This is a genomic window from Streptomyces sp. NPDC054796, assembly GCF_053611545.1.
Window position 1 is genome coordinate 21,274 of sequence record NZ_JBSHAO010000075.1, and the last position, 13,755, is coordinate 35,028.

General features: G+C 71.9%; 10 protein-coding genes. 4 read left to right on the plus strand and 6 right to left on the minus strand.

Annotated elements, in window-relative coordinates:
- Window positions 1-4: 4 nt before the first annotated feature.
- Window positions 5-1,723: a sodium:solute symporter family transporter gene (locus ACWGJ2_RS36325; RefSeq protein ID WP_453350639.1), complete on the minus strand. Its 1,719-nt coding sequence runs from the start codon at window positions 1,721-1,723 to the stop codon at window positions 5-7.
- A gap of 348 nt (window positions 1,724-2,071) precedes the next feature.
- Here ACWGJ2_RS36325 and ACWGJ2_RS36330 point away from each other — a divergent pair, with 348 nt between their 5' ends.
- Entirely contained in the window at window positions 2,072-4,150 is a 2,079-nt protein-coding gene (locus tag ACWGJ2_RS36330) for an ATP-binding cassette domain-containing protein (protein ID WP_453350640.1), read from the plus strand.
- A gap of 152 nt (window positions 4,151-4,302) precedes the next feature.
- Window positions 4,303-5,139 (plus strand): putative protein N(5)-glutamine methyltransferase, encoded by an 837-nt coding sequence (locus tag ACWGJ2_RS36335; RefSeq protein WP_453350641.1) that lies wholly within the window; start codon window positions 4,303-4,305, stop codon window positions 5,137-5,139.
- 24 nt (window positions 5,140-5,163) lie between these two features.
- On the opposite strand, the gene ACWGJ2_RS36340 is transcribed toward ACWGJ2_RS36335, so the two are convergent.
- On the minus strand, window positions 5,164-6,510 hold the full coding sequence (locus ACWGJ2_RS36340) for an erythromycin esterase family protein (protein ID WP_453350642.1): 1,347 nt from the start codon (window positions 6,508-6,510) through the stop codon (window positions 5,164-5,166).
- Window positions 6,511-6,722: 212 nt separating this feature from the next.
- On the opposite strand from ACWGJ2_RS36340, the gene ACWGJ2_RS36345 reads away from it, so the two are divergent.
- Window positions 6,723-7,631: a serine hydrolase gene (locus ACWGJ2_RS36345; RefSeq protein ID WP_453350643.1), complete on the plus strand. Its 909-nt coding sequence runs from the start codon at window positions 6,723-6,725 to the stop codon at window positions 7,629-7,631.
- Between the two features lie 246 nt (window positions 7,632-7,877).
- Window positions 7,878-9,749, plus strand: a complete 1,872-nt coding sequence (locus tag ACWGJ2_RS36350; protein ID WP_453350644.1) for a glycoside hydrolase family 3 protein — start codon at window positions 7,878-7,880, stop codon at window positions 9,747-9,749.
- A gap of 36 nt (window positions 9,750-9,785) precedes the next feature.
- Here the strand turns inward: ACWGJ2_RS36350 and ACWGJ2_RS36355 are convergent, their stop codons facing one another.
- From ACWGJ2_RS36355 to ACWGJ2_RS36370, 4 genes are all read right to left on the minus strand, one after another.
- Entirely contained in the window at window positions 9,786-10,340 is a 555-nt protein-coding gene (locus ACWGJ2_RS36355) for a GNAT family N-acetyltransferase (RefSeq protein ID WP_453350645.1), read from the minus strand.
- A 140-nt stretch (window positions 10,341-10,480) separates the two neighbouring features.
- Window positions 10,481-11,038 carry an SRPBCC family protein gene (locus tag ACWGJ2_RS36360; RefSeq protein ID WP_453350646.1) on the minus strand — a complete coding sequence of 186 codons (558 nt, stop codon included), beginning with the start codon at window positions 11,036-11,038 and terminating at the stop codon, window positions 10,481-10,483.
- Window positions 11,039-11,171: 133 nt separating this feature from the next.
- Window positions 11,172-12,749, minus strand: coding sequence for a DHA2 family efflux MFS transporter permease subunit (locus tag ACWGJ2_RS36365; protein WP_453350649.1), 1,578 nt, complete (start codon window positions 12,747-12,749; stop codon window positions 11,172-11,174).
- A 167-nt stretch (window positions 12,750-12,916) separates the two neighbouring features.
- A complete protein-coding gene (locus ACWGJ2_RS36370; protein WP_453350647.1) occupies window positions 12,917-13,609 on the minus strand; it encodes a TetR family transcriptional regulator in 693 nt (230 codons plus the stop codon).
- Between the last annotated feature and the right edge of the window lie 146 nt (window positions 13,610-13,755).

Below are 13,755 nucleotides of genomic sequence, written 5' to 3' on the forward strand. Positions count from 1 at the left end.
CCCGTCAGCGGCCCGCGAGTTCGTCCCGCGCCGTGCCGCCCCTCGGGTCCTGCGGCGGCACCGTTCCCATGGGCCCGGGTCCGGGGCCGGGTCCGGGCGCGGGCCTCGTACCGGAGTCCGGGGCCCCCTCGCCCGCCCTGCGGATCGCGCCCAGCACGAACCCGGCCGGAACACTGACGAGCCCCGGTGCGTACAGCGGCCACAACTGCCAGTCGGCGTGCGGGAACACCGCGTCCGGCGCCCCCGACATCGCGGGGGAGAACGCGACCAGGGCGAGCGTGACCGCCGTGCCCCCGTACACGCACCGCCGCAGCGCGGCGAGGGGGAAGGGGCGGCGGCCCAGCGAGTAGCACAGCGCGGGCAGCAGCACCGAGGCCGCCTGGGCGTAGGTCAGCGTCAGCCAGAACTGGGGGTTGACCTCGCGTGCCACCACCGCCAGCACGAGGCACACGGCGCCGACGCCCAACAGGGCCAGCCGGGCCCGTACGTTGCCCGGCATGTGCCGTGCCGGGGAAGCCTGACCCGGCACGGGGGCCTGCCCCTTCGCGGCGGCTCCGCGACCGCTCCCCGCACCCGTGCCCGCACCCGTGCCCGCGCCCCACCCCAGGTCGTGCACCAGCGAGGCCGAGGCGGAAAGCAGCAGCACGGACGCGGATGCCAGCACGGTCAGGAAGGCCGCGCACGAGACGAACGTCAGCAGCATGCCGGGGTGTCCGGTGCCGTTGCCGTCCAGCGCCGCCGCGAGCAGCAGCAGGTTGTTGCCGCCGCGCGGGCCCTGTTCGGCCAGCTCGCGCGCCCCGACGAGGGCCCGGAGGCCGAAGCCGAGGATCACGGCCGCGGTGCACAGCAGGATCACCGCACCGGCGCCCCACCCCGCGGCCCGCCGCGCGATCCACACCTCGTCGCACCCCGAGAGCCGGGTCACCAGATACGGCAGGAACGCGGCACCCAGCAGCACGGTCACCGTGATGCTCACCAGGTCCAGCATCCCCGTGAGGTCTGTGCCGAACAGCCCGCCGAACGACAGATACGCGTCGGCCGAACCCTGGGCGCGGGAGGCGGCGTTGAGCATGGCGGCCGGGTCCCAGTGGAACTGGAAGAGGACCAGGCAGCACAGCAGCGGCCCCATGACCAGGAAAGCGGCGGCCTTGCAGATCTGGAGCGCCGTCGCACCGCGCGCGCCCCCGATCGTGACGCAGGCCAGCATCAGCGCGCCGACCAGCACGATGCCCGCCTGCTCACCGGCCTCACCCGGCAGGCCCATCAGCGCGGCGGTGATCTGGCCGATCGGCACGAGCTGGGCCACCAGCAGCGGCACCGTCGCCACGAGGGCGCCGGTCGCGGCGGCCCGGCGCGCGGGGCCCGACGGGAGCCGGTGCGCCAGCACGTCGCCGAACGACCAACCCTTCCTGATCGGCAGCTTCCCGGCCAGCCAGCGGCGCATCAGCAGGGGCGAGGCAGCGGCGGCGGCGACGACGAGGACGCCGTCCGTACCGGCGACGGCGACGATGCCGATGAGGTAGAGCACCCCGGCGACGGAGATGAAGTCACCCGTGAAGGCGAGGCCGCTGCGCATCGGCCCAGGGCGGTCGGTGTCGGTGAAGAGGCTGTCCTCGTCGCGCAGATCGGGACTGGCCCACATCGAGAGGGAAAGACAGCAGGCGAGGAAGAGCAGGAACAGCGCGATGGAGAGGAAGCGGTCGTCCGCCAGCTCCCCGGTCACGCGGCGGATCCGAACGGCGACGGCTGACGGAATGACTGGCGGAAGGACTGAGGGAAGGACTGACGGGAGGGGCGGCGGCGGATGAGGGCGCCGGCGTGTGGGGGAGTCACAGCTTCTCCAGGCGAGCGGGCGGAGGGAAGGCGGCGCGTGCGGAGACAGGCACGGCCGGAAGGCGCCGCAAGTTACCGGCGCGTTTGAGGGAGTGTAGATCCACTGTCTGTGATCAGCCAGGGGCTGTGTGTGAGAGAAAGGTGACGCGTCTCTCCACGTCTCCCGCGCCACCACGCTCGCCTCCGCACGCGACCTACCCGTCCCGCCCAACTGCGGTACCGAGGAAGAGGTGTGCTTGTGACAGTGCGGCATTCGCGCCCGCGTCGTGGCGGCAGGCTTACGGGGGACGAGGACGATGTCTCGGCCGCCGAGAAGCGCCTCTTCGGCGGCAAACTCCGTTACGACCTGCCGTTCGTGCGCCATGAGAGCCCCCTGTTACGGGTGGGCTTCTGGGGCATGGCCAAGGCACTGCCCCGGATGGTGGGCGTGGTGGTGCGCGCGGCCTGGGAGGTGGACAGGCCCGCGCTCTGCTCCCTCGTGGCCGCAGAGTTCGGCCAGGGCCTGGCCGGTGCCTTCGCGCTGGTGGCCACCAACCGCGTGCTCACCGAACTCTTCGCGGGCGGCCCCACACCCCAGCGGCTCCACCAGGCGCTGCCCGCGCTGCTCGCCGTCACGCTCGTCGCGATGTGCACTTCTGTGCTCGCCGCCGTCTCGGTCGCTTCCTCGGGCCGCATGGAACCGCAGGTCGAGCGCCGGATCTCGGCGCGCTACTACGCCGCGACGTGCCGCGTCGAGCTGCGCGCGACGGAGGAACCCGAGGTGCAACGCCTGCTGGAGGCGGGCAGGTTCGGCACGGACTCGTCGCGTCGCATGATCGGCCTGTCCGTCTCGGTGGTGAACGCGCTGATCGGGCTGGCGGCGGCCGGGGCCGTGCTGATGACACTGCACCCCGTCCTGCTCCCGATGCTCGTCCTGGTGGCGGTGCCCAAGGGCTGGGGCGCGGTGCGCTCGGCACGCCGCGAGTACGCGTCCAGGCTGCACTGGATCGACCACCGTCGCGCCATCGCCGTGCTGTTGCAGTACCTGACGCTCCCTCACGCGGCGCCCGAGGTCCGCGCGCACGGCGCGGGAGGGCTGCTGCTGCGCGCGTACGAGGAGATGTCGGGGTCGATGGAGCGCGAACAGCGCAGGCTCTCGCGCGCCCAGGCGGGCACCCAGTTGATCGCCTCCGGCTTCTCCGGGATGGCCGGACTCGCCGCGTACGGAGTGCTGTGGCTGCTGCTCACCGGGGGCGGGATGCCGCTGGCCGTGGGCGGCACAGCGGTGATCGCCATCCGCACCTCCACAGGCAAGCTGACGGCCCTGGTCTCGCAGCTCAACCGGATGTACGAGGAGACGCTCTACCTCAACGACACCGAGGAGGCGTGCGCGGTCGCCGCGCGCCACGCCATCCCCGTGTCGGGCAGGCCGCTGCCGGAGAGGGTGCGCGAGATCCGGCTGGAGGGCGTGTCCTTCACCTATCCGGGCGCCGAGCGGCCCTCGCTGGAGGAGGTCAGCCTCTCGGTGCCGCGCGGGACCGTGGTGGCACTCGTCGGCGCGAACGGCTCGGGCAAGACCACCCTCGCCAAGGTCCTCGCCGGACTGCTGCTCCCCACCGGCGGGCAGGTGTGGTGGCTGGGGGAGCGCGGCGCGGACCGTACGGATCGCGCGGAGACGGAGACGGAGACGGAGACGGAGACGGGGACGGAGACGGAGACGGAGGAGATCGCCGTCGAGCTGCGCGAGGCCGACCGCGACCAGGTATTCGGCCAAGTGGCCCTGCTCGGCCAGGACTTCCCCCGCTGGCAGATGACCGCGGGCACCAATGTGACCATCGGCGACCCCTCCGGACCGCCGGACCAGCGGCGGCTGGAGACAGCCGCACGGGACGCCGACGCGCACGAGTTCGTCGACAGCCTCCCGTACGGCTGGGACAGCATCGTCGTCAAGGGCTACGAACGCGGCACCCAGGTCTCCGGAGGCCAGTGGCAGAAGCTCGCGAACGCCCGCATCCGCTACCGCCGCGCGCCCTTCGTACTGGTCGACGAGCCCACCTCGGCCCTGGATCCGCAGGCAGAGATCGACGCCTTCGCGCGGCTGCGCGAGATGACGGCCGACGGCACCGCCGTCGTCCTGATCACCCACCGGCTGGCCGCGACCGCGCACGCCGACCACATCTACGTCCTCCACGAGGGCCGGGTCGCCGAGCAGGGCGACCACGCGGCGCTCATGGCCGACCCGGCGGGCCGCTACCGCGCGATGTACAGCGCGCAGGCGGCGCAGTACGGCCACACCTTCGACGGCGGGGGTGGGGCGACGGGGGTGACTCTCGGGTAAGGTTGCCGGACCCAGCAGTGGACGTAGACGTACCGAGGGAGGTGGGACCCATTACCGCTGTGTCAGGTCGGGTGCCCTCGTTCACGGTCGTACGGTCCATGCGGCGCAGGTGACCGAGGGGGCCCGTCGGTATCCCGAAAGGCTCCTCCCCCATGTCGCTCACCCCTTCCCTCCACACCTCCGTCACCTCTGACACCTCCGCCATCTCTGCCGCCTCCGACACCCCTTCCGCCGTCGTCGGCAGGCTGCGCGCGGCGGGCTGCGTCTTCGCCGAGGACGAGGCGGAACTGCTGGTCTCGGCGGCCCGCACACCCGCCGAACTCTCCGCCATGGTGGAGCGCCGCGCCGACGGCTTCCCCCTCGAACACGTCCTGGGCTGGGCCGAGTTCTGCGGTCTCCGGATAGCCGTGGGCCCCGGTGTGTTCGTGCCACGGCGCCGCACCGAGTTCCTGGTGCGCCAGGCCATGCCCTTCGTCGGCGCCTCGTCCGTCGTCCTCGACCTGTGCTGCGGCTCGGGTGCCGTGGGTGCCGCGCTGGCCTCCGGTGCGGACGGCGTCGAGCTGTACGCCGCCGACATCGACCCCGAGGCGGTGCGCTGTGCCCGCCGCAACGTCGCCGCCGTGGGCGGCCGGGTCCACGAGGGCGACCTCTACGCACCGCTGCCGCCCACGCTGCGCGGGCGCGTCGACGTACTCGTCGTCAACGCGCCCTATGTGCCCACCGACGCGATAGGACTGCTGCCACCCGAGGCGCGGGACCACGAGCCGCGCAGCGCGCTCGACGGCGGCGCGGACGGTCTCGACGTCCAGCGCCGGGTGAGCCGGGAGGCCCGGCAGTGGCTGGCGCCCGGCGGCCGGATGCTGGTCGAGACGAGCGAGCGCCAGGCGGAGCGCAGCGTCGAGGCGGTCGCCCGGGGCGGGCTGGCCCCGGCGCTGGTCTCCTGCGACGAGCTGAGCGCCACCGTCGTCATCGGGACGAGGGACGTGTAGCGGCCACGTCGGCCACGTCGGCCGCTACGTGCTCCTGAGCGCCCCGGCCCCGTCGCTCTCTGGTGCCGGGGCGCCCTCGTCCACGGTGGAGGACGGCACGGCCAGCACACCGTCGAAGGCGTCGAGGACGGGGGTGTGGAGGTAGGAGCCCTGTATCCGGATCCGGTCGGGGGCGGCGTCCTGAACCTGCTCGGGCGCCCGCCGCAGATCGGCGAGGGCGAGCCCGAGGCCCGCCCCGGCGAACGCGGACTCGATGCTTCCGGGCTCGGGATCGCCCAGGGGCGTGTCCTCGACGACGAAGCCGAAGCGTGCGCTCTCGTCGCGGCGCATCTCGGCGGTGTCGCCGGTGACGCTGGTCAGCGCGAGCGCGACGTAGTCGTCCCCGAGGGCGCGGTGGAGGTGCTGGCCCATGGGCAGCCCGGTGAGGTGGCCGGAGAAGGAGACCGGTTCCTTCATGATGTGGGCGTTGTGCGCCGCCAGGACGATACGGGTCCCCGGCTCGGCGTGGTCCAGGTGCCAGCGCACCGAACCGGCCATGTAGACCTCGCGGGCCGAGGTGTCGGCGGTCAGCCCGTTCCCCGCGAAGAGCCCGGCCATGGCCCGGAACGTGTAGTCCGCGTGGCACGCGCCCTCCACCCTCCGCAGCGCGATGTCGAAGCCGCGCTGGTCGCCGCGGTCCACGTAGAGCGGTTCCACGGCACGGAACCGCGTCAGCAGCCGGGCCAGCGCCGCGCTCAGCGCGTCCTGCTCGGACGTCTCCAGCCGAGCCCAGGCGGGCGCCGCGACGGCCCCGGACCCGCCCGCGAAGCGCCGAGCGATCTCCAGCGCCGACTCGGCCAGCGGCAGCAGCTCGGGGTCGACCTCGCGCAGATAGCCGACGACCGGCTCCAGCGCGGGCAGCAGCGAGCCGCCCGCCTCGGGGATGTCGATCCCGGCGAACCGCACCGGGTGCGGCGCGGTGCGGTTGTGCGCGCGCAGACGGCGCAGCGGTTCCTCGATGCCCATGGGGAGCGCCGCTGCGCTGTAGCGCTCCAGGGCGTCGTCAGGTCCTGCGCCCTGTGTCCAGTCGTCCAGGGCGAAGCCCTCGCTGAAGCCGTACTCGAAGGCGAGGACGGTGAAGCCGCAGCGCTCGACCAGGAAGCGCAGCAGGCGGGTGCGGGCGAGGGCGAACTCGCGGATGAAGTGCGAGTTCTCGCCGAGCGCGACGACGCGGGCATCGCCGACGAGCTCGCGCAGCGGCTCCAGTTCGTCGAGGGCGGCGTCGGGGTCGAGGGTGGTGAGCGGGGTCGCGCCCGCACGGAGCCAGGCGGCGAAGGGGCCGCCGCTCGTGCCGCTCGTCCCGGCCGAGGCGCCGGTGTGGGAGGTGGACATGCTGGGCTCGCTCTCGGTGTCGCGGATGCGGCGGCCTTACGGTACGTCGGCTCACCGTGCCCGTCACTTCAGTTACGCCCGGGACTCAGGTGACTCAGGGGACCCAAGAGGCTTCGGTGACCACCCCGCTGCCCTCGTACGGGCGAATTTTCTTGCTCAGAGTTGACGCGCTTCACATGCGGCTCTCATCTCCGCTGCTTAACGTCCGCGACGTGCCCCGGATATCACGTTGCAGAGCGCTGCCCGCGGCAGCGGCCTTATTGGCCCTCACCGCGACGATGTCGTGCGAGGAACCAGGCAAGGACACGCTGGCCGCACGGGCCTCGGGCTCGCCGTCGGCCTCGTCCGGCAGGTCCTCCGCCTCCCCGTCGCCGGAACCCTCGCCCTCGGTGGACCTCGACCGCGCCGTGCGCGAGGCGCTGGAGGCGCTGCCGGAAAGCTCCGGCAGCTACGCCGTCGCCGTCGAGGACGTGGAGAGCGGGGAGTCCGTCGTCCACGGCGCGAAGAAGGACTCCGAGACCTTCGACTGCGCGAGCATCGTCAAGGTCGACATCCTCGCGGCCCTGCTGCTGCGGACCCAGGACCGCGACAGCCACCTCACCGCCGAGCAGAAGCGGCTGGCGTCCGCGATGATCCGCAGCAGTGACAACACGGCGGCCGACGCGCTCTGGCAGGCCATCGGGGGAGCCCCGGGCCTGGACGCCGCGAACAAGCGCCTCGGCCTGGAGGCGACGACCGGCGGCACGAACCTGCACTGGGGCCTGACCCAGACCACGGCGGGCGACCAACTCGCCCTGCTGCAAGCCGTGTTCGGCGAGGGCTCCCCGCTCTCCGCCGACTCGCGCGAGTACATCAGGACCCTGATGACCGGTGTCGTCAAGGGCCAGCGCTGGGGCGTCTCCGCCGCCGCCGAGGCCGAGACCACCGTCGCGCTCAAGAACGGCTGGCTGCCGCGCTCGGCCACGGGCCTGTGGGACGTCAACAGCATCGGCCGCATCGAGTCCGACGGGCGCACGCTGCTCATCGCCGTCCTGTCCGACGGGCAGCCCTCGCACCGGACCGGCATCGACCTCGTCGAGAAGGTCTCCACGACGGCGGTCCGCGCCCTGCTCGGCACCTGAGCCCTCCTCAGCTCCTGACGGGGGCCGGGGGCGTACGCGGCTACGTCCCCCGTCGCGCACCCGCCTACGTTCAATGCGTGAAGCGATCCACTCCGCGTGGGCCGATCCAGCGCGCCGTGGGGGCGAAAGGGCCGGGGCACGTGCACGCGGCGCTGTCACAGGGGTTTCCCGGGAGAAGTGACGTCTTTACATTGTGAACGCTTCCACCCGTTGAGGCTGACAAGCCTCCGTGCAGGAGGGGAACTTGTGAAACGAAGACACCTATGCCGCCTCGCCCTCGGAGCGAGCATCGCCGCGCTGCTCGTGGGTCCGGGGACCGTCGTCCCGTCGGCGGGGCAGGCCACCGCCACCGCCGCCGCCCGCCCGGGCGCGGGCGCCGACTACCGCGACGCGCGGCTGCCGGTCGCCGAGCGAGTCGAGGACCTGCTCTCCCGCATGACCCTGGACGACAAGATCGGCCAGATGACGCAGGCGGAACGCGGGTCACTGACCGAGCAGTCCGACCTCGCCACCTACCGGCTCGGCTCGGTGCTCTCCGGCGGCGGTTCCACGCCCGCCACGAACAACCCCGCCGCCTGGGCGGACATGTACGACAGCTTCCAGCGGACCGCGCTGAGCACCCCGCTGGGCATCCCCATGATCTACGGCGTGGACGCCGTGCACGGACACGGCAACGTCAAGGGTGCCACCGTCTTCCCGCACAACATCGGGCTCGGTGCCACCAGGGACCCGGGCCTGGTGCGCGAGGTCGGCCGGGTCACGGCGGCCGAGGTCGCGGGCACCGGCATCGACTGGAACTTCGCCCCCTGCCTGTGCGTGGCCCGCGACGACCGCTGGGGCCGCACCTACGAGTCCTTCGGCGAGGTGCCCCAGCTCGCCACCGCGATGACCTCGGAGATCAGCGGCATGCAGGGCCGCTCCCTCGACGCGCCGGGCTCCGTCATGGCCACCGCCAAGCACTACCTCGGCGACGGCGGCACGACCGGCGGCGACGACCAGGGCAACACCGAGCTGAGCGAGGCCGAGCTGCGCGCCGTGCACCTGCCGCCCTTCAAGGAGGCGGTCAGGCGCGACGTCGGCTCCGTGATGGTCTCCTTCAGCAGTTGGAACGACGTCAAGATGCACGGCCACCGCTACCTGCTCACGGACGTCCTCAAGAAGGAACTGGGCTTCGACGGCTTCGTCATCTCCGACTGGGCGGGCATCGACCAGCTCGACGGCGAGAGCGGGTTCACCGCCGAGGAGGTGCGCAAGGGGATCAACGCCGGGATCGACATGGTGATGGTGCCCTACGACTACAAGAAGTTCACGCAACTGCTGCGCGCCGAGGTGGACGCCGGCCGCGTCCCGATGTCGAGGATCGACGACGCCAACCGCCGCATCCTCACCAAGAAGTTCGAACTCGGCCTCTTCGAGAACCCCTTCACCGACCGCTCCTACACCGGGAAGGTCGGCTCCGCGAAGCACCGCGCGGTGGCCCGCGAGGCCGTACGCGAGTCGCAGGTGCTGCTGAAGAACGAGGACAGGACGCTCCCGCTCGGCAAGCGCGACAAGGTCTTCGTCGCGGGCAAGAACGCGGACGACATCGGCAACCAGAGCGGCGGCTGGACCATCACCTGGCAGGGCTCCAGCGGCCCCATCACACCGGGCACCACCATCCTCGACGGCATCCGCTCCGAGGCCCGCGACCCCTCGGACGTCACCTACGACCGGCACGGCGACGGCATCGACGACAGCTACGACGTCGCCGTGGCCGTCGTCGGCGAGACCCCCTACGCGGAGGGAGAGGGCGACAGACCCGGCTCCCTGGGCCTGGACCAGGAGGACCTGGAGACACTGGCCCGGCTGAAGGCGTCCGGCGTGCCCGTGGCCGTCGTGCTCGTCTCAGGACGGCCGCTGGACATCGCTGACGAACTCCCCGGCTGGGACGCGCTGCTGGCGTCCTGGCTGCCGGGCACGGAGGGCAACGGTGTCTCCGACGTGCTCTACGGCGACCACAAGCCCGGCGGCAAGCTCCCGGTGACCTGGATGAGGGACGCGGCGCAGCAGCCCATCAACGTGGGCGACGGCAAGAAACCGCTCTTCCCTTACGGCTACGGCCTCACCTACCGCCGCTGAGCCCAGCCAGGGGGGCCCACCCGAACCACACCCACGTCACGACCTGGCCGCGCGCCACTGAGGGGCGAGGATCGACCAGATCTCCATGTCGTGCCGTACGCCCCGGTACAGGTAGCTCTCCCGTCGCACGCCGTCTCGGCTCATGCCGAGGCGCCGTGCCACGGCGATGCTGGTCTCGTTCCCGGAAGCGACCACCCACTCCACACGGTGGACGCCCCGCTCCTCGACGGCCCAGTCGATCAGCACCCGCACGGCCCGCGTCACCAGCCCCTTCCCCGCCGCCGACGGCTCCAGCCAGCAGCCCGCCTCCGCCGTCCCCTGCGCGATGTTCATCGTCCGGAAGATGACCGAGCCGACGAGCTTGCCGCCCGCCCAGATGCCGCAGAGCCGCCCGGTGTCGGTCGCGGTCTTGTCCGCGTACGACTGGAGGAACGCCCGCGCCGAGTCCAGGTCCGTGACGAGGGTGGGGAGGGAGATGTACCGCGCGACGTACTCCCGTCCCCGGTCCATGTGGGCCAGGAACTCCTCGGCCTGCCACGGCTCCAGCGGGCGCAGCTCGGCGCCGTCCTCACCCAGAGGTATCGCGTACATCGTCACCGTCCACGGCCATAGGAGCACACAGGGGGAAGGAGCTTCTCACGGGTGGTGCCACCCGAGGCGCTGCCGAAACCGGGCGCCGATGGCGCCGGCCGTGTCGCCCTCCACCATGGGAACGCGGCAACGACCGGCGCTCAGCGGGCCCCGGGCCCCGTACGCTCCATCGCTGCCTTGAGGTTGTCGAGCGTTCTGCGGATGTTTCCGCGCTGGAAGTCGGCGAAGGTGTGGCCGCGCGTCGCCACGCGGTCGAACGCGTTTGCCAGCGCGTCGGGCCAGCGGCGCCGGTCATCCGTCCAGGTCTCCGTGACCCGGGTACCGCCTTCTGCGGGTTCGAAGCGGTACTCCCAGGTGGCGATGGGGCCCGGCAGCCTCGGACGCCGCAGGCCGATGGCGTGCACGCGGAAGGCGAAGCGTGTGCCGGGCTCGGCTGCCGTGACCGTGCAGCGGGTGGTCCAGCGGAAGGCGCCGCGCTTGTTGCGGCCGTCGAAGACGGTGCCGGTGCGGACGACCGCGCCGCCGTCCCCGCCCGAGACCCCACTCGTGTCCGCGCTCCCGCCCGCGTCGCGGAGGGTGGCGCCGAGGTTCTCCGGGCTCCACTCGCCCATCCGCCTCGGGTCGCTGACCTGGTCGTATATCGCGGACGCTTCCGCCGCGATGACGACACTGCCGGAAACGCTGAAGGTGCGTGCCATGGGGTCTCCAGAGGGTGTGGGACGGCCCGGGAGACCCACCTTACTGGCCGGTAAGTGAACGTCACGTGCCGCCCGTCCGCACTCCCGGAGTGGCGGCGCGAACGGGCGGGACGGAACAGGGGAGCCGGGAGGGTCAGCCCACAGGGGTGGCGGCGTCGGCAGGCTTCGCCGCGCCGCCCTCCGCGACGGGCCCGTCGCTCTCCTGCGCCAGCCGCTCCATGCCGCTGGTGGTCTTCAGCGGCTTCTCCTTGATGAACACCACCGCGACCAGGGCGAGGGCCGCGAACGGCGCGGCGATCAGGAAGAGGTCGGCCGTGGCGATGCCGTACGCGTTCTCCACTATCTCCCGCAGCGGCGCGGGCAGGGTGGACATGTCGGGGACGCTGCCCTCGGCCGAGCCGCCGCCGGGGGCCTGACCGGCCTGGCCCAGGCTCTTGGTCATCTCGTCGGCCACCCTGTTGGCGAGGATGGCACCCAGCACGCTGGTGCCGATCGTGCCGCCCATGCTGCGGAAGAAGGAGAGCACGGAGGTCGCCGCGCCCAGCTCGGCGGCGGGCACGTCGTTCTGCGCCGCGAGCACCAGGTTCTGCATCAGCATGCCGACGCCGACGCCCAGCACCGCCATGTAGAGGCTCAGGAGGCCGAAGCCGGTGTCGGCGCTGATCGTCGACAGCATCGCCAGCCCGGCCGTCATGATCACGGCACCGGAGACGAGGTAGACCTTCCACTTGCCCGTGGCGCTGATGATCTGCCCGGCGACGGTGGAGGAGACGAGCAGACCCAGGATCATCGGCAGGCTCATCAGGCCCGCCACGGTCGGGGACTTGCCCAGCGCGATCTGGAAGTACTGCGAGAGGAAGACGGTGCCGCCGAACATGGCCACACCCACCAGCAGGCTGGCGAGGGTGGTCAGCGAGACCGTGCGGTTGCGGAAGATGCCCAGCGGGATGATCGGTTCGGGCACCCGCGACTCGACGATGACGGCCGCGACGAGCAGCAGCACGCCACCGCCGGTCAGCGCGGCGGTCTGCCAGGAGGCCCAGTCGAACTCGTTGCCCGCCAGCGAGGTCCAGATGAGGAGCGCGCAGATACCGGCGACGATCAGGAAAGCGCCCAGATAGTCGATCTTGACCTCACGGCGGACCGTGGGCAGCCGCAGGGTGCGCTGGAGGAGCAGGATCGCGAGGAGCGCGAAGGGCACACCGATGAAGAAGCACCAGCGCCACCCCAGCCACGAGGTGTCCACGAGCACACCGCCGACGAGAGGGCCCGCCACGGTGCCCACGGCGAAGACCGCGCCGAAGATGCCCGCGTACTTGCCCAGCCGCCGCGGCGGGATGACCGCGGCCATCACGACCTGGGCGAGGGCCGTCAGGCCGCCCGCGCCGATGCCCTGGATCACCCGGCTGAAGATGAGCAGGCCGACACCCTGCGAGAAGCCCGCCAGCAGGGAGCCGACGACGAACATGCAGAGCGAGAGCTGGAGCAGCAGCTTCTTGTTGTAGAGGTCGGACAGCTTGCCCCACAGCGGGACGGTCGCCGTCATGGCCAGCAGCTCGGAGGTGACCACCCAGGTGTAGGACGACTGGCTGGCGCCCAGGTCGGCGATGATGCGGGGCAGCGCGTTGGCGACGACGGTGCCCGCGAGGATGGCCACGAACATCCCGGCCATGAGCCCGGACATGGCCTGGAGTATCTGCCGGTTGGTCATGGAGGTCGGCGCCTGTTCGGGCGCCTCGGTTGCGGTCACGGGTTCCTTCTTCGGACGTCGGAAAGTGCGGAGAGGACGGAGGGGGCTGAGCGGAGTGCGGGGAGGGGGGAGAGCCGAGAGGGGGGAAGAGGGGGAGAGTGTGGGGGCGGGCCGCCGGGGCGGGGCCGTCAGCTCTCCGCCGGAGGCCGGGGGAGTCCCGCGGCCAGGTGCGCGAACACCCTCCGGAAGATCTCGGGGAAGGAGGCGTCCGTGCCCTGGGCGCACCAGTGCTCGACGGAGACCCGTACAGCGGTGCCGGCGACGGCGGCCAGCAGCCGCGGATACAGCTCCAACGCGGCGCCGGGCACGCACTGTTCGGGAGCTTCGGGGCTTTCGGGCGGCTCCTCGGCCGCCGCGTCGCCCTCGGGCCGCAGCCGCTGGGCGATGGCCGCGGCCAGTTCCAGTTCGTCGGCCATGTGGGCGCCGAGGCTGCGGACGAGCAGGTGCGGCGACTTCTGGAGCACCTTGGCGCGCAGGTTCCACACCTCGTGTCGCTGCTCGACCTCGACCAGTTCGGCGGCCAGCGCTTCGCGCACGGCGTCGAGGGGGGACAGTCCGGCGGGCGCGTCCAGGAGTGTCCTGCGGACCCGCTGGCCGACCTCCGCGTCGATCATGACGAAGGCGTCGTCGTGTGTGTCGAAGTAGTTGAAGAACGTGCGCGGGGAGACGCCCGCCGCGTCGCTGATCGCCTCGACGGTCACATTCTCGGCGCCGTGTTCGGCGGCCAGACGTATCGCCGCGTCGGCCAGAGCGGTGCGGGTGGCCTGCTTCTTGCGCTCGCGCAGCCCTGGCTCGGCGGCTTTGTTCGGCATGCCTTTCATAGTATGCAAAGATGCACGTTCTGCAAAATTAGAGCGGGCCCCCTTCGCGGGGGGGGGTGCCTCTATGTCCTTCGTCAAGCCTGAGCTGGTCATGCGGCGGTTGTTTCAGGGAGGCGGGGTTCGTAGAAGGTGCCGTCGCGGAGCAT